This window comes from Rhizobium sp. Leaf321 (genome assembly GCF_001423215.1).
Classification (GTDB): Bacteria; Pseudomonadota; Alphaproteobacteria; order Rhizobiales; family Rhizobiaceae; genus Neorhizobium; species Neorhizobium soli.
The window spans coordinates 810,641-830,654 of sequence record NZ_LMOF01000008.1 but is presented as its reverse complement, the minus strand read 5'-3'; the positions used below and the strand labels follow the sequence as shown (position 1 = coordinate 830,654).

Genomic DNA, 20,014 nt, shown 5'->3' with positions numbered 1-20,014 from the left:
AGGACAGCGTCTCTCCACCACGGCAAACGGGTTGCACATGCGCGTACTTCTGGTCGAAGACGACACCGATCTTTCCAAACGCATCGCAGCCAGCCTGCGGGCCGAAAGTTTTGTCGTGGACATTGCAAAGAACGGCGAGGATGCCGAGCACGCAGGACTGACCGAACTCTACGACGTGGCCATTCTCGATCTGGGCCTACCGAAGATCGATGGCGTGTCGGTTCTGAAATCGTGGCGGGCTGCAGGGCGCACCCTCCCCGTCCTGATCCTCACCGCGCGCGACGGATGGCCGGACAAGGTCGAGAGCTTCAAGGCGGGCGCCGACGATTTCCTCACGAAGCCGTTCAAGATCGAGGAACTGGTGCTGCGCATGCGCGCCCTCGTCCGCCGCGCCACGGGCCATGCGTCCTCCAAGATTCTTTGCGGTCCGTTGGAGTTCGACGCCCAGCTCGGCACGTTCGAGTTCAACGGCCTGTCGCTGAAACTGACCGCGCTGGAATGGCGCGTGCTCTCCTGCCTCATCCTGCGCAAGGACGTCATCGTCGATCGGCGCGAGCTGATCGAGCGCGTCTACGAAGGCGATGCAGAGGTCGATTCCAATTCGATAGAGGTGATCGTCGCGCGCCTGCGCCGCAAGATCGGCGCGGAACTGATCGAAACGGTTCGCGGCCGCGGCTACATGCTGACGGCAGCGCCATGAGCGGGCTCAACCTATCCGGCCAGGCGTCGATCGCCCGGCGGCTCGCCGGCTTTTCCATCATCTTCGTGACGGCGACGGTGATCGTCGCATCCGTCATTCTCTACCTGATCGTGGCGGGCGTGGTGAGGGAGCAGATCGATCAGCGGCTCGACACCCAGATCGAGGGATTGCGAAATGCACTGACCACCGACAGTGCCGGCGACGTCGTCCTCTCTGCAGACCTCGACGGCCCGCCATTCGATCGTCCGCGCTCCGGTTGGTACTGGCAGGTGTCCGACGATCGGACCCGCATAACCTCCCGGTCGCTGGCCGAGGAAACCCTGGAAAGCCCGCCCCGCCCCTTCGACTGGCGCCACGCGGCGGAGCCCAAGCCACATCCGGCCGATCGTGTCGCCTTCCGCGACGAGACACTGTATCTGCGAACGCTGGAAACGATGGTCGGAGATCGGACGGTCGAGATCATTGCATCGGCGCCGCAATCCGCCCTGAGCGCACCCGCCGGGCGGGCATTGTTGTGGCTGGTTCCCGCCATGCTTCTTTTGGGTGGCGTGCTCGTCGGCGGCATCCTGCTGCAGGTCCGCTACGGGCTTCGACCGCTCAGACAACTGACCTTAGATATTGCATCCATTTCCGCAGGCGTTTTGCCGCGTTTGCCGGATCAGGACGTCGAGGAGTTGCAGCCCGCATCCCGCGAGATCAACCGCCTCGTGGACAAGAATGCCGAGAGGCTCGCCGAAACACGCCTGCATTTCGCAAACCTCGCGCACGGCCTGAAGACCCCCGTTGCAAGCCTGCAATTAGCCTTGAACGGCGCCAACGATCCCACCAACGAGATGCGTGATCTGGTCGACAGGATCGACCAGCGCATCCGCCATCATCTCGCCCGTGCCCGCAAGACTGCCTCCAGCGGCACCGTTTCGGCAACGCAGGTGAACCCCCGCATAGACGATCTCGTGCTTGTCATGTCGCGCATCCACGCCGACCGGGCCATCTCGGTGCAATGCACGATCGAGCCAGCGTTATCAGTTGCCTGTGCGGCCGAGGATTTCGACGAGATAGTCGGAAATCTCCTCGACAACGCGTTCAAATGGGCTGGCAGCCTTGTCGCGATCGATGCCCGCATGGACGGACGCTCGATCGTCATCACGCTCGAAGACGATGGCCCCGGCATCTCCAACGATACGATCGAGAAGGCATTTCTGCCGGGTGTGCGGATGGATGAGACGGTCGCTGGAGATGGGTTCGGCCTGACGATCGCCAATGAACTCGCACAGCTCTATGGCGGAAAGATTGCGCTTCGCAATCAAGACGATAAGGGACTGCGCCAAACCATCACATTGCCGAAAACGGCTACAGGATCGTCACCCGTTGCAGCTTGAACCGTCTTCTTCCCCGACCCTGGAACAACAATGACCGCCCCGTTTCCGGAGCGGCCATAGTTTCAAACGTCTCGACATTCGCCCGGCCTGCTGAGACGCAGGCTCCAGATGCTGCCCGCCTCAGTGAGCCGCGACGAGCTTCGTCACGTGCATCTTGTGCATTTCAAGCTTCGGCAGAGTTTTGGCCGCGAACTCCTTGACCGCCGCATCGTCACCGCCCTTGGCATAGGTCGCAAACAAGCTGACCGCTTCCATATGCGCTGTTGCCTGCATGTCGATATACAGCGGCTCGAAGTCCTGGTCAGAAGCACCCTTCAGCATTTCAAGCATGGCCGCGTGCTTTGGCGACATAACCGGTGCCTCGTCTCCGAGCTTGGCCGCCTTTTTGAGGTCTTCGCCCGCCATCGTATGATCCTTGATCATCTCTGACGCGAACTTCTTCACGTCGGCATCCTTGGCCTTTTGTTCGGCGAGCTTGCTCGACTCGATCTCGAAGGCGTTAGAGCTGGTGACGGCTTTGACGAAGGACGCCTTGTCGACGTTGAACGCGGCAGCGGCTTTGTCGGCGCTGGCGGGCTGTGCCGCAAAGCTTGCCGAGGACATCAAAAGCGAGAGCGATACGAGCGAGGCTGAAATCATCTTTTTCATTGGGGGCTCTCCTTACTTGGCTTTGTCGAAGGCTGCGGTGAGATCGGCGACAGCGAGATCAAGTGCCTGCTTGGCTTCCGGAACGACCTTGCCCATGCCGAAGAACTCGTGCGTCACGCCGTTATAGGTCTTGGTATTCACCGGAACGCCGGCGTCCTTGAGCTTGGACGCATAGGTTTCACCGTCGGACCGCAGCGGATCGATCTGGGCGAGGATCACGGTTGCCGGAGCAACGCCTGCAAGGTCCGAGCGACCGTTGAGGTTAATGCGCGGGTCCTTGGTCTCATCCATGGACGTGACCGTGTTCTTGACGAACCATTCCATATCGGCCTTGCCGAGCGGCTTGGCATTGGCATTTTCCTTGTAGGACGACGTTTCCATGTCGTTGCCGGCGACCGGGTAGACGAGAAGCTGGTGAACCGGCTGCTTCGCCTTCATCTCCTTGGCCATCAGCGCGACGTTGGCCGCGAGGTTGCCGCCGGCGCTTTCGCCCGCAACCGCGATCTTGTCGGAGTTGCCGTTCATGTCGTGAATGTTCTCGACAACCCACTTATAGGCCGTCCAGGCATCGTTATGAGCAGCCGGGAACTTGTGCTCCGGCGCATGACGGTACTCGACTGAGACGACGATGGCTTTGGCGCCGAGCGAAAGGGCACGCGGTGCGCCGTCATAGACGTTGATGTCGGCAACCACCCAGCCACCGCCGTGATAGTAGACGACGACGGGGAACGGACCCTTGCCGGCCGGCATGTAGACGCGCGCGGCGATACCGCCTTCAGCCGTCGGAATGGTGATGTCCTTGGTGGTCACCTGCGCTTCGGGATTGGACGACAGGCGCTTTTCCCACTGGACAGCCTTCGCAGCATCGGCAGGGCTTGCCTGTGTGCGGGCTTCCGGAACGCTCAAGCTCGAGAACGGCTTGGCGTCTAGCGCACCAAGCTTGTCGAGCACGGCCTGCATATCTGTGGTGGGTTTTGCCATCTCCTGCGCAAACGACGGGACGGCAAGCGGGGCGGCCATTACCAGGGCGAGAGGAAGTGCTTTCGCAAACATTGAGGACTTCATGTCGGGTCTCCGGTTTAGATGGCTAGCTAACCGGGACGATGGCCTTATGTTCCAGATAATGCTGTTTTTTCAAATGCCATTCTACAGATGCTGATTTTCGGCGGACACCGCTTGCCGGGTGCCGCGACGGCGAGTAGCGGCCAAAACCGACAGGCGACCGTTGCCGGCCGCCTGCGATAGTTGTCAGATAGAATTACTGATGGGCGGCGTTATTCCAGAGCCGTCCATCACATTTTCCCAATCGAACGACTTCCGTTCTCGATCAGGTGCGGATCGTGAAATCGACGTCGACGCTTGCCTTGATCGCGTTGGAATACGGGCAGATGTCGTGGGTGACCTCGACGAGCTTCTGTGCGTCGGCTTCCGACATACCCGGCAGATAAACATCCAGGGCAGCGGTGATGCCAAAGCCACCTTCCGAGCGCGGGCCGATGCCGACGGTTGCATCAACGGTCGAACCATCCGGAACCTTGGTCTTCAGCTGCGTAGCGCCGACGCGCAGGGCGCCGAGGAAGCAGGCCGAATATCCAAGTGCAAACAGCTTCTCCGGATTGGCGCCATCACCACCGGGGCCACCGAGTTCCTTCGGCACGACCAGCTGCAGTTCTAGCGTCCCGTCGGAAAGCGCCGTCTTGCCGTCACGGCCACCGCCGGATGCAGTTGCGCTGGTCTTGTACTTCGCGTCGACAGACATAGTCTTCTCCTGGGTTGGGGCGGATCAATTTTCTTAATTCGCAACTCAATTGCACGCCATTGATATCGCGCTCGGCAGTGCATGTCAATTGCTTGCAATTACCTTGCGCACAATATAGATTGCGCTAATGACAGATATCCCTGAAAAACCGGCATCGGTTGAACTCGACCAAATGCTGTGCTTCGCCGTCTATAGAGCCGAACAGGCCTTCAACCGGGTCTACCGGACTGCGTTGGCGCCGACGGGGCTGACCTATCCGCAGTTTCTCACGATGAAGCTTCTGTGGAGCGAGGGCAGCCTTTCCGTGGGCGAGATCTCGCTAAGGCTCGGCGTCGATTCCGGCACGACCACGCCATTGATCAAGCGGCTTTCGCTGATGGGTCTCGTGACAAAGATGCGCAGGGACGACGACGAGCGCCGCGTCGATATCTACCTGACGGAAAAAGGCCGCGCCCTGCAGGAGAAGTCGGACGCCGTGACGAAGTGCATCGTTGATGCCGTCGGCATGGATCAGCCTCAAGTCAACGCGACCTTGGCGACCATAAACGCTCTCAGCGCGAAACTGAGTGGAACCACGTCCGACCTCTAAGGACGCAGGCGCACGACACCCTCCTCAAAACAGGCTCACGGGATCGTGCCCTTTCCGGATCCGTCAACTGTCTCATCTACGTCCTCGCCGGACACGATCGACAGGAGGATGTCATGTCGGACACCAATTCACTGCCGCCACCGCCCGACCTTTGCGAGACGGTCTTTTCTGCCTGCGAGGACAAAGCCGGCCTTCCCCTCAGTAAGATGATCATTCTCGGCATGCTTGCCGGCATTTACATCGGCTTCGGTGGACTGTTTGCGACGGTGGCACTGGCTGGCGCCGACAGCCTTCCCTTCGGCGTCGCGCAGATCCTCGCCGGCACGGTGTTTTCGCTCGGTCTCGCACTGGTGATGGTCGCCGGCGCAGAATTGTTCACCGGCAACACACTGATGATCGGTCCGGTGGTTGCCGGACGGATCCCCGCTGGCCGGGCGGCGGGGGCGTTGACGACTGTCTATCTGGCCAACTTCGCCGGTTCGATTGCGCTTGCTGTCGTCGCGGTTTTCGCCGGCTTGCATGAGGCCGGCGACGGAGCGGTCGGTCGCGCGGCATTCGAGCTTGCTGAAACGAAGACTGCCAAGGGGTTCGCAACAACGCTTGCAAGCGGCATCCTTGCCAACACGCTTGTCTGTCTCGGTGTCTGGCTGGCCTATGCGGGCCATACGGTCACGCAGAAGATTTTCGGTCTGCTTCTGCCGGTCGCAGCGTTCGTCGCGGCAGGCTTCGAGCACTCCATCGCCAACATGTATCTGCTGACCTATGCCACTCTCGTCCAGGGCATGCTTGAACCCTCGACGGCGCTGTTGGGCATCAGCGACATCTTCGGCAACTTGCTGCCGGCAACGATCGGGAATGTGATCGGCGGAGCCTTCGTGGCCCTCGCCTATTCTGCGGCTTACGGAAAGCCGGTTAAGAAGTGACCTCGGCTCAGAGGGTCTTGAGCAGTCTCAAAAGAGCAAGCATTTCCAGAGGGCTGCGACGCTTGAAGGCGATGTAGGTCGGCTCTTCGGCGCCATGGAACCGGCGCTTGAATGCCGCCTGTCCCTGCAGGTTGAAGATCCTCTTGTTGATGGCCGGCGACTTGTAGGCATATTCGAACCTGCCGCGCCAGAATGCGCTTTCCGCAAACCCGCTTGTCGTGATCGCCGCAAGGGGCGAAAGCCCAAGCGTCACCAGCGACCTGCCCTCTTCCCTGAAGCGGTCCGTCGCAAACTTCGTCAGACCGATCTCGGCATGCGGGGTCGTCCCCGTCTTCTTCCGCTTGAAAGTGGACGTGTATCCCGTCACCTGCCCCGCATCGAAAATCGGATCGAAATCGAGCACGGCGATGGTTTCGCCTTGCGGATCGAGGATCAGGAACCGGCGCATATGCGCCGACAGCTCGGCTTTGAACGGCCTGTTCAGGAAACACATTTCCCGCCGACGGACGATGCGGCCAGCGCGCCATTCTTCGGAAACGGCCTTGATCTGGTCGGGCCTGGCCAGACTGCCGTCACACTCGACAATCCGGTAACCGTTCTTCAGCAGCCACCGCTCGGAATAGCGGACCGTCTCGTTCTTCTTTCCGGCAAACGAATGCTCGTTGAGCACGAGACGGGTATCGACGCCCATCTGATTGATCCGGTAGCCGAGCCGAGACAGTGTCTCTGCCGTCTGCCGGCCGATCTGCACGAAACAGGGACGTTCGGCCGCTGCGACGAAATCGGACACGTACCGGGCACGATCGGCCTTGTCGGCGACAGGATCGCCCAAGGCAAACATGTGCCCCATCTTCGTCGCGTAGGCGATATATCCCTTGTCGTCGCCAAAGTGGCTTAGGTTCTTCTGAACCGCCGTCGAATACGCCAGCGAGAAGTCGCCGTGTTGCCGGCAAAGCTCCATCCTGCGTTCATCTGACAACTGAGCGGACGCGAGATGCGGAAGGCCACGGTCAAGAACCGAGTCGATGTACCCGCGGAGGCCTGCCATACGATTTTCCTCAAAGTCGATGTCCGCACTTTTGGCACGCGCGTCTTACGGTACATAGAGATATTCTAAACTGGGAGGGCATCTCCCCGCTGTTTCAGGATTGGGTGTTGCAGCAGCGCATGTTTTTCAGCATTGTCTGGCCATGAATCTGCCCGCTGAGCCTCTCCAAATCGAAGATGTCGTGGTCATTGGTGCCGGGCTTTCTGGAATGACCGCCGCCTGTGAGCTGGGAAGGCGCGGCATCCGCGCCCGAATCATTGCCCGTGAAGAGCAGGTCGGATCGACCTGGCGCAAACGCCATCCGCAGCTCTCTCTCAACACGCATCGCGACATTTCCCACATGCCGGGGCTGCAATACCCGAGCGGAACCTCGGCTTTTCCCAAACGGGACGTTGTTGCCGCTCATCTGGCACAGTTTGCCCGTGACAACGCCCTTGATATTGAACACGGCGTTTCGGTTGAGGCGTTGAGCAGACGCGACGGCGTCTTCCATCTTGCAACATCCGCCGGTCCGGTTTTGTGCCGCAACGTCGTGGTCGCCACAGGACGCGATGGCGATCCGTGGCAACCTCTGTTCAAGGGTGCGGAAAACTTCGGCGGACAAAGCATACACGCTTGCGACTTCGGGGATGCGAAGCAGTACCGGGGAAAGCGGGTGCTGATCGTCGGCGCCGGCAATTCGGGGTTCGACATTGCCAATCACCTGGCGAAGGTCGATCTGGCCGACTGCTGGTTTTCCGTTCGCACCGGTTCATCGGTCCTTCCCAAGCGGTTGTTCGGCGTGGCCGTCCATAAATTCTCGCCATGGCTGACACGTCTTCCCACGCCTGTGGTCGATATCGCAATCTCGCTGACGGAACGCATGGCCTTCGGGGATCTGACCAAGCTCGGGTTTCCCAGATCATCGCACAAGGCCGCAACGCGGCTTGCCCGCGATCATGTGGCGATCCCGGTGGATGACGGCGCCATCAAGGCCGTACGTGAAGGCCGCATCAAGGTTGTCGGCGAAGTTGTCGAATTCACGCAAGCCGGCACCGTTCTGCACAAGAACGGCGTGGTGACAGCCCCGGATGTGATCATCTACGCGACCGGTTACGGCGCGCACCATCAATCGCTTCTTGGCGAGCTGGCCATCGAAAACGGTCAAGTCCCATCGCCGAGCGGTCCTGATATTCCAGGCCTCTGGTTCATCGGCATGACGCCGGGCCTTATCAGCTATTTTCACAATGCCAGAGAAGAAGCAGTAGAGATGGCCGCCGCGATGCGATCGCGCCTGGACACGGACAGACGCTCAGGCCGTTGACACAGAGTTTTGCCAACCGGTGATGCGGCGGACAACGGCCCCCATGGAACATTTTGCCGTGCCCACCCATTCCTGACTGAGCCTCTACAGTCTTGTAGCAGCCGAATGGGAGATATCATGGACGATAACAAGAACGCTCAGGAAGCCGTCGAAGAAACTGGCAAGAAAGCGCCGGCGACATCGGATAGCCCCGCCGCCGGTCCGCACGCCAAGCCTGAACTGATGGATGAGAGCAAGACGCCTGGCACAGGCTCGTTGCCGGATACGGATGACGAGAGCGTTTCGCCGGGCGGCGGCTGAGGACCCGCGAAGACAATGACAAAAAGCCCAGCGCAGGCATTGCAGGATGAAAGCGCCGAGTGGTTCGCGTCCCTTGAGCCGGTCAGGCCACAGGACATGGTCGGCCTGTGGAGAGGCCGCGGCCACCCGTCCGGCCATCCGCTCGATGGCGTCCTTGAAAACCTGCGCTGGTTCGGAAAGCGCTTCCATCCGGACGGGCGGGCTGATGCGCTGCTGTTTGAGGGCGCACCGGGCAGGCTGGTTGCAGTCGACCCGAAAGTGTTTCCCATCCGGTGGGCGATCCGGCTTGCAAGGTTCGGCCGCACCTCGAGCGCGGTGAACCTGTTTTCCCACATACGCCCGCGCGTGCGCGCAAAATCCACCACCGCATCCCTGGAAAACAGGATGGATCGCGACGTGTTGACTGCTGCGATGGTCTACGACCAGCAACCGATTACCGATATGTTCCGGCGGATCTCCGATACAGAGATCGCGGGCAAGATGATCGTCGAAGGCGACCCACGCCGGTATTATTTCCGTCTCGAGAAAGTCGTCGATTGACCGCTGCGCAAACGGTCCTCGCCGCCTGCGATCACAACCACATTGGTCGGGCGGAACAAGGTGAACAACACAGGGTTATCTCTGCACTTCAACCCTGATGTGGAACGCCTCATGAAATCTCTCGCCATTGCCTATGTGGCCACTCTCGTTTCCTTTCTCGCAATCGACGCTGTGTGGCTCGGCCTTGTTGCCGGCAAGATGTACCGGGAAAAACTCGGCGACCTCATGCTTCCCTCTCCCAATCTCGGGATCGCTGCGATCTTCTACCTCTTCTTCGCGGTTGCGATCGTCATCCTGGCGGTAAAACCGGGTCTCGATGGAGGGTCCTTGTGGGTTGCGATCGGATGTGGCGCATTGCTCGGTCTGGCCGCCTACGGCACCTATGACATCACCAATCTCTCGACACTGAAAAACTGGCCGGCTTCGCTTGTCATCATCGACATGATCTGGGGAACAGTCCTGACGGGCATCGCCAGCGCCTGCGGTTACATCGCCGCCCGCTCCATGAGCTGAGCTCGATCCGCTCAGTCCGCCACCGTACGAAGCAGCTCCGTCGTTGCTCCCTGCTTCCCAGCCATTGGAAGCAGGGGAAAGTTATGATTTATGGGCGGCGGTAGAACACTCTTCTAGCACCTGGAACAAACGACCGGTAATCGCGTTCCTGTGCGCGCGCTGATGAAGGACGGTAAGGAATTGACGCTGGAAACCAATCCAGAGTGTCGAAATCTATTCGACGTATATGACTGGGAATCCTCAGATATAGGCCCGAAGGATCGCTGGGCCGTGGAGTTGCGGACTCTGGTGAACGTCATGCTCGGGTCGCTGCAACCGATGCTGATCGTGTGGGGCCCTTCACAGACGACGCTCTACAACGACGGCTACGCCGAAATGTGCGGCAAGCGGCATCCGGCCGCATTCGGAAAACCCTTCGGCGAACTGTGGCACGACATCTGGGATCAGGTGGAGCCGATCATTTCTGCAGCCTATGCCGGACAGGGTACGTCGATGGACGATATCGAGTTCGTCATGCATCGCAACGGCGTTCCCGAAGAAACGCATTTCGCCTTTTCCTACACGCCGGTCCGAGACCCTTGGGGAACGGTGCTGGGAATGTTCTGCGCCTGCACCGAGCAGACATCGACCGTGGCGGCACGAAACGCCGAACGGACCCTGCGGGAGCGCTTCGAGCAGGTCTTCGAGCTCAGCCCCGGCGGTATCGCCATGCTGACCGGACCCAATCACGTCTTTGAATACGCCAACGAAGTCTACTATTCAATGATCGGCAGCGGCCGCGACATCATCGGCAAGACGGTCGCCGAGGCCGTGTCGGAAGTGGTCCGCCAGGGTTACATCGACATCCTCGACAGAGTTTACCAGACGGGCGAACCCTTCGTTGCGAAAAACCTTCGGATCGAATTGAACAGAGGAACCGCCGGCGAAAAGCAAGACCGGGTCATCGATCTCGCCTATCAGCCCATGGTGGAGGACGACGGCAAGGTCATCGGCATTCTCGTTCAGGCAATCGATGTCACGGAGCTTCGAGCGGAGGAGGAAAAACAGGCACAGCTGTCGCATGAACTGGGGCACCGCCTGAAAAACCAGCTTGCAATGGTGCAGGCGATCGCATCGCAGACGCTTAGAAATTCGACAGACCTCGCCAGCGCCAGGGTCCGCCTTTCGGACCGGATCGCCGTCCTCAGCGCCGCCCACGATACCATTCTGCTAGGCGGTATGGGCGCCTCGACTGTCACGCAGCTCGTCGACAAGATGACGTCCCTTCATGACGACCCTGCAAATCCCCGCATCACCGTTACAGGCACGAATATCAAGGTCGGCTCGCGCCCTTCCCTCTCTCTCTCGTTGATCCTGCACGAACTGGCGACGAATGCAGTCAAATACGGAGCCCTTTCGCTTCCGGACGGGCGGGTCAATATCCAGTGGAAGATCGCTGGCCCGAAATCGGATCGCTTCGAACTTATCTGGACCGAGACAGGCGGGCCGCCGGTGCAACAACCCGAAGGCCCCGGTTCCGGTTTGCGTCTGATCAATGCCGGGCTTAACGGGACCGCAGACAGTACCGTCGCCTTCACATTCCAGCCTTCAGGTCTCACCTTCCGGATTGACGCAGACCTCCAGGGTTTCCAGCAGGAACATTGATGAAACATCATCCCATCCTCGTGGTCGAAGACGACGGTCTGATCCGCATGGATCTGGCGGACGTCCTCAGCGACAGCGGCTTCGATGTGGTCGAAGCCGCCAATGCCGATCAGGCGCTTGCGCTTCTGGAGGCCGGCATTCCGGTCAAGGCGATGCTGACGGATATCGACATGCCGGGATCGATGAACGGCATCAAACTCGCAAACCTGACGGCTTCGCGGTGGCCGGAATGCAGAATCATCGTCATCTCTGGACGTTTCTCGCCCGATCAGGGTAGTTTGCCGCAGGGAGCACGCTTCCTGTCGAAACCGATCTCGGAACGCCAGCTCAGCGTCGCGCTCTTCGAATTGGGATTATCTTCAACGATCTGAATGAGGTACATCGAGATCGCCCACCGCGAAAGAACCACGAGATGACAAGACCTCTGTCCAATATTGGCAACGGCCGGATGGCGAGGCTGACGGCTCAATACGACTGGTCGCCAACATCGCTGGGACCGATTTCGTCATGGTCCGAAGCGCTGACCTCTGTCATCGAAATGATGCTGGGCCAAAAGCATGCGATCTGCGTGTTCTGGGGGGAGCAACTCAACATCCTCTATAACGATGCCTACGCACCGCTTCTGGGCGCAAAGGAAGCCGGCGCCCTCGGTCAGCCTGCCAAACAGGTCTGGTCGGAAATCTGGCCGGATATCGAGCCTTTCGTCAACCAGGCGCTGTCGGGCGACGGAACCTGGGCCGAGGAACTTCCTCTGACGATGCGGCGCAACGGATACGACGAAGAGACCTTCTGGACCTTTTCCTACAGCCCGCTCTACGAGAAGGGCGAGATCAAGGGCATGATCAACATCGCCCTCGACGCAACGCCGGGAGTGCTCGCCCGCAGGAACCAGCGCGCATTGCAGCGCGAGCTGGTACACCGCGTCAAGAATACGCTTGCGGTAACAGCTGCGGTCGTTTCCTCGACGTTGCGTCAGGCAAGCAGCCTCGACCAGGCAAGGGCCACCGTCTCGGACCGGATCGCCGCGCTTGGGAGCGCGCAGGAACTTCTGCACGATTCTGCCGACAACACCCCCGTCCGGGGGATCGTCGAGGCAGCCCTTACAGCGCATCTCGATCGGTCCGATCGTGCGGTGATCTCCGGACCGGACCTCTACGTGGCATCGCAACAGGCGATCGGACTCTCGCTCGCGGTGTACGAACTTGCGACAAACGCCGTGAAATACGGCGCCTTATCCACAGAGACCGGGCGGATCGGAATTTCGTGGGAAGTCACAGCGGACGGGACGTTCCATCTGGTCTGGCAGGAAACCGGGGGCCCACCCGTGATGGCTCCGGCCAGGACGGGATTTGGATCACGGCTGACCAACAAGATCGTGCCCGCGTATTTTGAAGGCGAAGGCAAGACCCTCTACAATTTCGACGGCGTGCGGTTCGAGCTTCATGGCAAGATCCAGACCGGGCGCCTGAACAGCGCCCGGGAGAACGTTGCCGCCCTGGTCTGACGGGGCTTCGGCAGACGGGATTTGGCAGCGATGACGATCTCGACATAAAGTCAGGCGGGCTCAACGTCGCTCGGCGTTGCATCCACCGCACGGGTATCGACTTTAGCGACAAGCTCGCGAGGATCGAAATAGGCCCGGAACGACTTGATCTTTTCGCCATCGCTTTCGAGAACGCTGACGCCTGAATAGGCCACGGACTGCCCCTCGACAACAGCGTCACTGCGCCATTCGAGTATCGCGACGCCATCGGTTTCGACGACGTTGATGAATTCGGACTCAATCGTCGAAAACGCGGCGCGGTAGGCCGTCCAGAATGTCTGTGCGGCTCCCGACTCGGCTGAATCATGGATCGACAACGGGTTGGACAGGACAGCATCGTCGCGGAACAGGCCGGCGATAGTATTGACGTCGCTGGACTTCTCCAGGCGATGAAGGGCAGCGATGAAATTGTCGGCCAGTTGGGTCATATCGGTTCCTTCTTGGATCTTGCAATTGGAACCAGCACCGGACGATGATGTTCCGGACAAAGACGAAGCGCATTCCGGAGGAGGTCGTCATGACGGTCGTGCGAATGGGTGGTTGCCTCTGCGGCAAGGTGACATTCAGTGTGGCGGGCGAACCCACGCGGGTTGGGCTCTGTCACTGTACCGACTGCCGTCAGGAGAGCGGATCGGCTTTCACCTATTTCGGCATCTGGCCTGCTCATGCTTTCTTGAGTGAAGGAACGACGGCCGAACATGGGGGACGGCGCTTCTGTCCGTCGTGCGGTTCACGGCTTTTCGTCTGCGACGAGCACGAGGCCGAGGTCAAGCTCGGAAGCCTGCACGACGCGCCTTCGGGTATCGTGCCGACCTACGAACTCTGGATCAAACGACGGGAGCCATGGCTTGTGGCGTTGCCGGACGCGGAACAGTTTGACGAGGACCGACCTTAGCTCCCGGGCGGTGCCCCGCGCTTGTTGCTAACGATCAAACCGGTCGCGCAGAAAAAGCACGGCTTGCCTCGCCTCTTCGGACGAGATCGTGTGCCCGACCTGGGGATAGAGTTTCAAAGTAACGTCGTAACCCGCGCCCCGCAGCTGGCCGGCGGCGGCAACGGATGCCACGGACGGTATCGTCTGATCCGCCTCGCCATGCATCAGAAGAACCGGTATCTTCGAGGCCGAGGCCGAGGCCTTGGGCGGCAGCGGCAACAGGCCGGCGATACTGACGACTGCGCCGACCTTCCAGCGCCCGGAGGACACGGCATCCAGCGCCATGATTGCACCCTGAGACACGCCGACAAAGGCGACACTTTCCAGATCACCTTTGAAACCTTCGCGTTCGACGACGCCGGCCATCAGCTTGTCGAAAGCCTTTCTCGCGCCCTCAATACGGTCCGGCCGCAGCACCTGATCGTCGACCGCAAACCACTGACGACCGCCGGACCGATGCGCAAACGGCGCATCCGGCGCGACGAACCGCGTGTCCGTCAGGATTGACTGCCAGGAAGTGCCGATGGCCGCCATGACCGAACCGGAGCCTCTGATGCCGTGCAGGAAGATCACCAGACGACGCGGTTTCGTTTGAGAGGTTTTGATGGCAACGGCTCCTTTCGCCTGATCGACAAGAGGGACGCCCGCCTCGATCGGCCCTGCAACCGGTTTTGGCGCGCGCAGGTCAGCGCGCGTTCCCGAGGCATCCACGGCATGAGCCGGGCTGGACAGAAGCGTCATCAAGAAGATGGAAGCAGATGTGAACGGGACGGCGAAGTTCAGGCGCGGCATGGGTATTCCTGATTGATCCCACCCGAAACCACAGCCATCCCAAATCGTTCCGGAAACCCGCAACGATTGCCCCTCGGCGATTACACTTTCGTGTAGTGACCCGATCGACTTTGGGACAGTTGGCACCATCGGCGGCGCCGAAACAACGCCATGCGATCAGACCGCGGCAACGGTTCCGGCGCGGACATGACAGGCGGCCTCCCTGCCCGGCCCGGTCGAGACCAGCGGCGGGTGCGTCACATGGCAGATATCGACGGCCAGAGGACAGCGGGTCACGAACTTGCAGCCTTTGGGCGGGTTGGCAGGGCTCGGAAGATCCCCCTTCAGCACGATCCTCTGCCGCTTTCGCTGCGCTACAGGATCTGGAAGCGGCACCGCCGACAAAAGGGCTTCCGTATAGGGATGCACCGGGCGCGCAAACACATCGTCCGTCCGGCCCGTTTCGATCAGATGCCCGAGATACATCACCGCAACCCTGTCGGCAAAATGCCGGACGACGGAGAGGTCGTGGCTTATGAACAGGTAGCACAGACCGAACCGCCTCTGAAGATCGAGAAGCAGGTTGAGGATCTGCGAGCGGATCGACACATCGAGGGCGGACACAGGCTCGTCGAGGATGAGCAGTTTGGGGTTGAGCGCCAAGGCCCTCGCGATCACGATCCGCTGTCGCTGCCCGCCCGAAAACGCGTTCGGCTTGCGCTCCGCATGCTGCGGATGCAGTCCAACGAGAGCGAGAAGCTCGGCAACGCGCTCGGCCCTCTCTGCAGCATTGCCGACACCGTGGATCGCCAGCGGCTCGCCGATGCTCTCGCCGATCGACATTTTCGGATTGAGGGCCGAAACCGGATCCTGGAAAACGATCTGTACCTCGCGGGACAGGGCGCGCCGAGACGCGGTCTCGCCATGAACGATCGGTTTGCCCTCGAACAGGATGCTGCCTGCCGACGGTTTGGTCATGCCCAGAATGGCCGCGCCAAGCGTGGACTTCCCGCAGCCGGACTCGCCCACCAGAGCGACGCTTTCGCCGTGGGCGATGTCGAGATCGATGCCGTCGACGGCCTTGACGAACCCGGTCGGACGTCCGAGCAGGCCGCCGCGGATGGGAAAATGCACCTTGAGGCCGGACAGCGCCAGAAGCGGTTCAGTCATAGCATTTCTCCCACCCGTTCCGAATGCCAGCAGGCGGCACTGCCCTCGTCACGGCGAGGCGCAAGCGGCGGGATTTCGTCGAGACAGTGCTGGTCGGCCAGCGGACAGCGCGGGCTGAAGCGGCAGCCGACCGGCCACTGGCCGATGTCGGGCACAAGCCCCTCGATCGTCGGCAGCATCGCCTTCGGCTTTCCGTCCAGCCGCGGAATGGTCGATAGCAGCAGCCGCGTATAGGGGTGTTCCTGACGCGCGAAAATCGTATCAACCGGCGCCTCCTCGATGACACGCCCGGCATACATCACCGCAACCCGGTCCGCCATATCGGCAACCACGCCCATATCGTGGGTGATCAAAAGGATCGCGGTTCCGGTCTCGTCGCGCAGCCGTTTCATCAGGTCGAGGATCTGCGCCTGGATGGTGACATCAAGCGCCGTGGTCGGTTCGTCGGCGATCAAAAGTTTCGGTTTGCAGATCAGCGCCATGGCAATCATCGCCCGCTGGCACATGCCGCCCGAAAGCTCGAACGGATATTGACCGGAGCGGATTTCCGGCTCCGGAATACCCACCTCTTCCAGCATGGCGATCGCGGCACGATGGGCGGCCTTGCCGTCGAGCCCGCGATGCACGACGAGGCTTTCCTCGATCTGCCGGCCGATCTTCATCAGCGGGTTGAGTGAGGCGACAGGTTCCTGGAAGATCATCGCAAGATCATTGCCGCGCAGCTGCCGGCGCTTGGCTTCCGGCACCGTCAGCAGGTTTTCTCCACCGAACAGGACGCGGCCGCCATCGACCCGGGCGACCTTTGGCAGCAGGCCCATCACGGAAAACGCTGTCATCGACTTTCCGCAACCGGACTCGCCGACGACGGACAGGATCTCGCCCTGATCGACGTGGAAACTGACGCCATCGACCACCGGCTGCGCGCCGATCGAAACCCTGAGATCATCAACCACAAGCACAGGCTCTGTCATGTGCGCTCCGCTCCGACGGCCGCAAGCGGATGGTTGGGGTGCGCCATCCCGATATTCTCTGCGCCGTCGCGAAGAACCGCTGACGGAATGGAGAAATTAACCGGATAGAGCGTATCGGCAATGATCTCGACAGGAAACTCCTCGCCGAGCCGTGATGCGACATCGGGTTTCGCCTTGTCGTTGACCCGCAGCGTGACGCCGCTCGCATCGATCCTCGGCGCATGCATCGCCTCTTCCAGCGACATGCCGAAGGCCGCGACATAGGAGAGGATCTGCGCCACCGCCGGCATGATCTGGCGTCCGCCAGCAGCCCCGAGCGCCAGCTTCGGCCGCCCGCCCTTTGTTGCGATGATCGGGCACATATTGGCAAGCGGCCTGGCATTCGCGGCGATCGAATTAGGCTGGCCCGGGCGTGGATCGAACCACATCATGCCGTTGTTCATCAGGAGATCGCTAGACGGCAGAACCACTTTCGAGCCGAAGCGCGACAGAAGCGTATTGGTGAGCGACACCATCGTGCCGTCGCGATCGACAGCGCTGATATGCGTGGTACAGCTTTCTCCCCTGCTGCCGTGGCCGAGCGTGCGCAAGCGATGCTCCGAGGCGCGACGAATGGCGCGGCCAAACGCAAGCGCCGTCCCGCCGGACAACGGGCCATCCTGCGGCAGGGTCCCGTCAAGCTCGGACAGTGCCTCGACAAGCGTCGGACCGCCGGAAAGACCCGGCATCGCATTGATCGTCATGCCGCGGTAATCGACCTTTAGCGGGTCGGACCAACGCGGCTGGTAGTCGCGCATTTCGGCAAGGTCGATCGGTGATCCGCCGGCGTTGAGGTCGCTGACGATCGATGCTGCGGTTTCGCCCTCGTAGAAATCGCGCGCGCCGGCCGTTGCCAGTCGTTCCAGCATGGCGGCCTTGCGCGGCATCGGGACCGTGCTGCCCGGTCCGATTTCCTGTACGCGCGGCGCACGGCCATCCTTCAGAAACAGCTGCGACGATGCCGGGAAGCGTGCGAGGCCTTCCGTATCAATGGCAAGACAGAGAACCGTAAACCAGTCGAGCGCCAGACCGCGGCGGGCATGGTCGATCGCCGGCTGCAGTGCCTCGGCAAAGCTGATCGTGCCGAACCGTTCCAGTGCCGCCGAAAGGCCTGCAATGGCACCCGGAAGGCAGATGGAGCTGTAGCCGATCAGGTTGCGATCATCGCGCACCTGCGGCCAGTCGAACCAGTCTCCGTCCCGTCCCGCCACGACAGGATAATCGGCAGGATCGATGTTGCGCGACGAGCGGACATTGAAATCGAGCGTATCGACCCGGCCGTCCTGTCCGTCGGCCCGCAGCAGGAACCCGCCTCCTCCGACGCCCGAAAGCCACGGCTCGACGACGCTGAGCGTCAGTGCAGTCGTGACGGCCGCATCCATGGCATTGCCGCCGCGCGACAGCACATCGGCGCCGCTTTCCGCTGCCATCCAGTTCTGGCAAGCGACGAGCCCGCCAGCGCTGCGCCGTTCGCCCTTCTGGACGTTCCAGTGTTCACCCATGGCTGTGTCCAATATCCTGTCCGAACCTGCGGGTTCCGATCGCCTCTGGAGCCTTGCCATCAACGGCAAAGCGGCCGGCATTGCCGGATGTGGCGTGGTGGTGAGCAATCTCGGCGGCCGTCGCGATCCAGGTGGCCTTTTCGGCCGTGATCGTATCGAGCAACTCTTCGAGAAGGGCGATGCGCTGGGCACGGCCGGAAATCCAGTCATGCACCGTCAGCGTGAACAACCCGCCGAAGCGATGCAGCGCCTGCCATTCAGCGATCCAGTCCTGCAGCACGGCGCGGCCGGATTGATAGGGCCACTTGTCGCGGCCTCCCCCTTCGAACTTGAAGAAGATCGCATCGTCGAGCGCCCATTGCACGGGGATCTCGACCACACCGTCGATCTCATAGGGGTGATCGAAGCCCGAAAGCGAGGAATCGTAGGCGAGCCCCACACGACGCAGCTCGCGCAGCATATGCGGCGTCATCTCCCAGGCCGGGGAGCGGAAGCCGACGGGCTTTACGCCGGTCTCCCGCGTCAGCAGTTCCATGCTGGCTTCGAGCGCGCCCGTAAACTCGTCGTCGGAGACTTCCGAGACGATCTCGTGGAAATAGCCGTGCAGGCCGATCTCGTGACCGCCCTCAACGATGGCGGCAAGCATCTCGGGATTGGTCTCGGCCGTCAGCGCCGGCACGTAGAAACTGGCCTTCGCCTCATAGCGGGCGAACAGGTCGAGCAGCCGGTAGATCCCCGTGCGCGGACCGAAGCGACGGATTTCGAGCGTGCCCATCCGGTCCGGCACATGGTCCTTGTTCGCCCACATGAACGGCACATGCGCATCCACATCAACCGACAGCAGCACTGCCGACTGCTTGTCTTGCGGCCACTCATAGGCTGGCCAGGGGGACTTTATCTGCAGGGGATTTGGCATCCGACCTCGCTTGGAACGCGCTTGTTACAGCGCCTTCTTCTTTGCCTGGAAGACGACCTGGGAGCCGATCGAATTGCCGCCATCGACGGTCAAGGTCGCGCCGGTCATGTAGGCGCCGCCCGCTGACGTGACGTAGAGAACCGCTGAAGCGACATCCTGCGCGGACGACGTTCTGCCAAGCGGAATGGAGGCCGTGACCGTGTCGATATGATCCTGCGCCAGCGCGCTGACATCGCTGCCGGAAATGAACCCCGGCTCCACCGCATTGACGCGGATCCCGTATTCGGCGAGCTCCAGCGCAAAGCCCTTGGTCAGGCGGTCGAGCGCCGTCTTGGATGTGCAGTATGGAACCACCGTCGTGCGCATTTTCCGCGCGGCACCGGAGGATATGTTGACGATCGAGCCCGGCTTGCCGGCGCTGATCATCTGCTTGGCAAACAGCTGCGACAGCAGGAACGGCGCGCGCAGATTGACGCCCATGATGTCGTCCCAGTCATCGATGGAGATGTCGAGCAGAAACCCCGACGGATAGATGCCGGCATTGTTGACGAGGATATCCGCAGCGCCCCAGCGTCCCGAGACCTGTTCGGCAAATGCGGTCATCGAGCCGGTGTCGGTGAGGTCGGCGGCAATCGCCAGATGGCCGGTACCCGGCAGCGTCGCAAGTTTCGCGTCAAGCTTTTCGGCATCGCGGTCGGTCAGGCAGACCTCTGCCCCCTCGCGCGCAAACGCATCGACGATCCATCCGCCAATAATGCCGCAGGCACCTGTGACGATGACCTTCTTGGCCTTGAATTCATTTTCGAAATTCATGAAGTACTC

Annotated in this window: 23 protein-coding genes; 12 read left to right on the top strand and 11 right to left on the bottom strand. The window is 61.1% G+C overall.

All coding sequences use genetic code 11. From position 1 onward, the window contains the following. Window positions 1–37: 37 nt before the first annotated feature. Both ASF70_RS21075 and ASF70_RS21070 read left to right on the top strand, forming a co-directional pair. Entirely contained in the window at window positions 38–700 is a 663-nt protein-coding gene (locus ASF70_RS21075; RefSeq protein WP_062583141.1) for a response regulator transcription factor, read from the top strand. After that, complete coding sequence (locus tag ASF70_RS21070) at window positions 697–2,079, top strand: HAMP domain-containing sensor histidine kinase (protein ID WP_062582527.1); 1,383 nt, start codon at window positions 697–699, stop codon at window positions 2,077–2,079. Before ASF70_RS21075 ends, ASF70_RS21070 begins: the two co-directional genes overlap by 4 nt. A 120-nt stretch (window positions 2,080–2,199) precedes the next feature. On the opposite strand, the gene ASF70_RS21065 is transcribed toward ASF70_RS21070, so the two are convergent. The 3 genes from ASF70_RS21065 to ASF70_RS21055 all read right to left on the bottom strand — a co-directional run bounded on the left by ASF70_RS21065 (window position 2,200) and on the right by ASF70_RS21055 (window position 4,486). After that, on the bottom strand, window positions 2,200–2,727 hold the full coding sequence (locus ASF70_RS21065) for a DUF4142 domain-containing protein (protein WP_062582525.1): 528 nt from the start codon (window positions 2,725–2,727) through the stop codon (window positions 2,200–2,202). Window positions 2,728–2,739: 12 nt separating this feature from the next. Continuing rightward, window positions 2,740–3,792, bottom strand: a complete 1,053-nt coding sequence (locus ASF70_RS21060) for an alpha/beta hydrolase (protein WP_200943566.1) — start codon at window positions 3,790–3,792, stop codon at window positions 2,740–2,742. 262 nt (window positions 3,793–4,054) lie between these two features. After that, window positions 4,055–4,486: an organic hydroperoxide resistance protein gene (locus ASF70_RS21055; protein ID WP_062582523.1), complete on the bottom strand. Its 432-nt coding sequence runs from the start codon at window positions 4,484–4,486 to the stop codon at window positions 4,055–4,057. A 127-nt stretch (window positions 4,487–4,613) separates the two neighbouring features. Between ASF70_RS21055 and ASF70_RS21050 the strand changes: the two genes are divergently transcribed. Together ASF70_RS21050 and ASF70_RS21045 are read left to right on the top strand one after the other, a co-directional pair. After that, on the top strand, window positions 4,614–5,075 hold the full coding sequence (locus ASF70_RS21050) for a MarR family transcriptional regulator (RefSeq protein ID WP_082472002.1): 462 nt from the start codon (window positions 4,614–4,616) through the stop codon (window positions 5,073–5,075). Window positions 5,076–5,188: 113 nt separating this feature from the next. Continuing rightward, complete coding sequence (locus ASF70_RS21045; RefSeq protein WP_082472001.1) at window positions 5,189–5,998, top strand: formate/nitrite transporter family protein; 810 nt, start codon at window positions 5,189–5,191, stop codon at window positions 5,996–5,998. Between the two features lie 7 nt (window positions 5,999–6,005). On the opposite strand, the gene ASF70_RS21040 is transcribed toward ASF70_RS21045, so the two are convergent. Continuing rightward, window positions 6,006–7,046, bottom strand: coding sequence for a phosphatidylglycerol lysyltransferase domain-containing protein (locus ASF70_RS21040; RefSeq protein ID WP_062582519.1), 1,041 nt, complete (start codon window positions 7,044–7,046; stop codon window positions 6,006–6,008). 142 nt (window positions 7,047–7,188) lie between these two features. On the opposite strand from ASF70_RS21040, the gene ASF70_RS21035 reads away from it, so the two are divergent. The 7 genes from ASF70_RS21035 to ASF70_RS21005 all read left to right on the top strand — a co-directional run bounded on the left by ASF70_RS21035 (window position 7,189) and on the right by ASF70_RS21005 (window position 12,850). Continuing rightward, window positions 7,189–8,349, top strand: a complete 1,161-nt coding sequence (locus ASF70_RS21035) for an NAD(P)/FAD-dependent oxidoreductase (protein WP_062582517.1) — start codon at window positions 7,189–7,191, stop codon at window positions 8,347–8,349. A gap of 117 nt (window positions 8,350–8,466) precedes the next feature. Then, window positions 8,467–8,649, top strand: a complete 183-nt coding sequence (locus ASF70_RS21030) for a hypothetical protein (RefSeq protein WP_062582515.1) — start codon at window positions 8,467–8,469, stop codon at window positions 8,647–8,649. Window positions 8,650–8,664: 15 nt separating this feature from the next. Then, window positions 8,665–9,189, top strand: coding sequence for a GXWXG domain-containing protein (locus ASF70_RS21025; protein ID WP_062582513.1), 525 nt, complete (start codon window positions 8,665–8,667; stop codon window positions 9,187–9,189). 111 nt (window positions 9,190–9,300) lie between these two features. Then, complete coding sequence (locus tag ASF70_RS21020) at window positions 9,301–9,702, top strand: DUF2177 family protein (protein WP_062455028.1); 402 nt, start codon at window positions 9,301–9,303, stop codon at window positions 9,700–9,702. Between the two features lie 270 nt (window positions 9,703–9,972). After that, window positions 9,973–11,346 (top strand): PAS domain-containing protein, encoded by a 1,374-nt coding sequence (locus ASF70_RS21015; protein ID WP_162238002.1) that lies wholly within the window; start codon window positions 9,973–9,975, stop codon window positions 11,344–11,346. Continuing rightward, entirely contained in the window at window positions 11,346–11,717 is a 372-nt protein-coding gene (locus tag ASF70_RS21010) for a response regulator (RefSeq protein WP_062455024.1), read from the top strand. The genes ASF70_RS21015 and ASF70_RS21010 overlap by 1 nt, the downstream gene beginning before the upstream one ends. A 41-nt stretch (window positions 11,718–11,758) precedes the next feature. Further along, window positions 11,759–12,850, top strand: a complete 1,092-nt coding sequence (locus ASF70_RS21005) for a sensor histidine kinase (RefSeq protein ID WP_244474096.1) — start codon at window positions 11,759–11,761, stop codon at window positions 12,848–12,850. 50 nt (window positions 12,851–12,900) lie between these two features. Here ASF70_RS21005 and ASF70_RS21000 read toward each other — a convergent pair whose 3' ends face one another. Continuing rightward, complete coding sequence (locus tag ASF70_RS21000; protein ID WP_062582511.1) at window positions 12,901–13,317, bottom strand: nuclear transport factor 2 family protein; 417 nt, start codon at window positions 13,315–13,317, stop codon at window positions 12,901–12,903. A gap of 89 nt (window positions 13,318–13,406) precedes the next feature. Between ASF70_RS21000 and ASF70_RS20995 the strand changes: the two genes are divergently transcribed. Then, window positions 13,407–13,784 carry a GFA family protein gene (locus ASF70_RS20995; protein ID WP_062583131.1) on the top strand — a complete coding sequence of 126 codons (378 nt, stop codon included), beginning with the start codon at window positions 13,407–13,409 and terminating at the stop codon, window positions 13,782–13,784. A 27-nt stretch (window positions 13,785–13,811) separates the two neighbouring features. Here the strand turns inward: ASF70_RS20995 and ASF70_RS20990 are convergent, their stop codons facing one another. From ASF70_RS20990 to ASF70_RS20965, 6 genes are all read right to left on the bottom strand, one after another. Continuing rightward, window positions 13,812–14,615 (bottom strand): dienelactone hydrolase family protein, encoded by an 804-nt coding sequence (locus ASF70_RS20990; protein WP_244474095.1) that lies wholly within the window; start codon window positions 14,613–14,615, stop codon window positions 13,812–13,814. Window positions 14,616–14,771: 156 nt separating this feature from the next. Next, window positions 14,772–15,764 carry an oligopeptide/dipeptide ABC transporter ATP-binding protein gene (locus ASF70_RS20985; protein WP_062582510.1) on the bottom strand — a complete coding sequence of 331 codons (993 nt, stop codon included), beginning with the start codon at window positions 15,762–15,764 and terminating at the stop codon, window positions 14,772–14,774. After that, entirely contained in the window at window positions 15,761–16,735 is a 975-nt protein-coding gene (locus tag ASF70_RS20980; protein ID WP_062582508.1) for an ABC transporter ATP-binding protein, read from the bottom strand. Before ASF70_RS20980 ends, ASF70_RS20985 begins: the two co-directional genes overlap by 4 nt. Continuing rightward, complete coding sequence (locus ASF70_RS20975) at window positions 16,732–18,276, bottom strand: gamma-glutamyltransferase (RefSeq protein WP_062582506.1); 1,545 nt, start codon at window positions 18,274–18,276, stop codon at window positions 16,732–16,734. Before ASF70_RS20975 ends, ASF70_RS20980 begins: the two co-directional genes overlap by 4 nt. Further along, the gene (locus ASF70_RS20970; protein ID WP_062582504.1) at window positions 18,269–19,192 is read right to left on the bottom strand and encodes a polysaccharide deacetylase; all 924 of its coding nucleotides are present in this window, start codon (window positions 19,190–19,192) and stop codon (window positions 18,269–18,271) included. The genes ASF70_RS20975 and ASF70_RS20970 overlap by 8 nt, the downstream gene beginning before the upstream one ends. A 24-nt stretch (window positions 19,193–19,216) precedes the next feature. Further along, window positions 19,217–20,005 carry an SDR family oxidoreductase gene (locus ASF70_RS20965; protein ID WP_062582502.1) on the bottom strand — a complete coding sequence of 263 codons (789 nt, stop codon included), beginning with the start codon at window positions 20,003–20,005 and terminating at the stop codon, window positions 19,217–19,219. Between the last annotated feature and the right edge of the window lie 9 nt (window positions 20,006–20,014).

Bases quoted from the DNA above. Each gene is read 5' to 3' on its own strand.
- ASF70_RS21075 (WP_062583141.1), top strand. From the start codon at position 38: ATGCGCGTACTTCTGGTCGAAGACGACACCGATCTTTCCAAACGCATC.
- ASF70_RS21070 (WP_062582527.1), top strand. From the start codon at position 697: ATGAGCGGGCTCAACCTATCCGGCCAGGCGTCGATCGCCCGGCGGCTC.
- ASF70_RS21065 (WP_062582525.1), bottom strand. From the start codon at position 2,727: ATGAAAAAGATGATTTCAGCCTCGCTCGTATCGCTCTCGCTTTTGATG.
- ASF70_RS21060 (WP_200943566.1), bottom strand. From the start codon at position 3,792: ATGAAGTCCTCAATGTTTGCGAAAGCACTTCCTCTCGCCCTGGTAATG.
- ASF70_RS21055 (WP_062582523.1), bottom strand. From the start codon at position 4,486: ATGTCTGTCGACGCGAAGTACAAGACCAGCGCAACTGCATCCGGCGGT.
- ASF70_RS21050 (WP_082472002.1), top strand. From the start codon at position 4,614: ATGACAGATATCCCTGAAAAACCGGCATCGGTTGAACTCGACCAAATG.
- ASF70_RS21045 (WP_082472001.1), top strand. From the start codon at position 5,189: ATGTCGGACACCAATTCACTGCCGCCACCGCCCGACCTTTGCGAGACG.
- ASF70_RS21040 (WP_062582519.1), bottom strand. From the start codon at position 7,046: ATGGCAGGCCTCCGCGGGTACATCGACTCGGTTCTTGACCGTGGCCTT.
- ASF70_RS21035 (WP_062582517.1), top strand. From the start codon at position 7,189: ATGAATCTGCCCGCTGAGCCTCTCCAAATCGAAGATGTCGTGGTCATT.
- ASF70_RS21030 (WP_062582515.1), top strand. From the start codon at position 8,467: ATGGACGATAACAAGAACGCTCAGGAAGCCGTCGAAGAAACTGGCAAG.
- ASF70_RS21025 (WP_062582513.1), top strand. From the start codon at position 8,665: ATGACAAAAAGCCCAGCGCAGGCATTGCAGGATGAAAGCGCCGAGTGG.
- ASF70_RS21020 (WP_062455028.1), top strand. From the start codon at position 9,301: ATGAAATCTCTCGCCATTGCCTATGTGGCCACTCTCGTTTCCTTTCTC.
- ASF70_RS21010 (WP_062455024.1), top strand. From the start codon at position 11,346: ATGAAACATCATCCCATCCTCGTGGTCGAAGACGACGGTCTGATCCGC.
- ASF70_RS21005 (WP_244474096.1), top strand. From the start codon at position 11,759: ATGACAAGACCTCTGTCCAATATTGGCAACGGCCGGATGGCGAGGCTG.
- ASF70_RS21000 (WP_062582511.1), bottom strand. From the start codon at position 13,317: ATGACCCAACTGGCCGACAATTTCATCGCTGCCCTTCATCGCCTGGAG.
- ASF70_RS20995 (WP_062583131.1), top strand. From the start codon at position 13,407: ATGACGGTCGTGCGAATGGGTGGTTGCCTCTGCGGCAAGGTGACATTC.
- ASF70_RS20990 (WP_244474095.1), bottom strand. From the start codon at position 14,615: ATGCCGCGCCTGAACTTCGCCGTCCCGTTCACATCTGCTTCCATCTTC.
- ASF70_RS20985 (WP_062582510.1), bottom strand. From the start codon at position 15,764: ATGACTGAACCGCTTCTGGCGCTGTCCGGCCTCAAGGTGCATTTTCCC.
- ASF70_RS20980 (WP_062582508.1), bottom strand. From the start codon at position 16,735: ATGACAGAGCCTGTGCTTGTGGTTGATGATCTCAGGGTTTCGATCGGC.
- ASF70_RS20975 (WP_062582506.1), bottom strand. From the start codon at position 18,276: ATGGGTGAACACTGGAACGTCCAGAAGGGCGAACGGCGCAGCGCTGGC.
- ASF70_RS20970 (WP_062582504.1), bottom strand. From the start codon at position 19,192: ATGCCAAATCCCCTGCAGATAAAGTCCCCCTGGCCAGCCTATGAGTGG.
- ASF70_RS20965 (WP_062582502.1), bottom strand. From the start codon at position 20,005: ATGAATTTCGAAAATGAATTCAAGGCCAAGAAGGTCATCGTCACAGGT.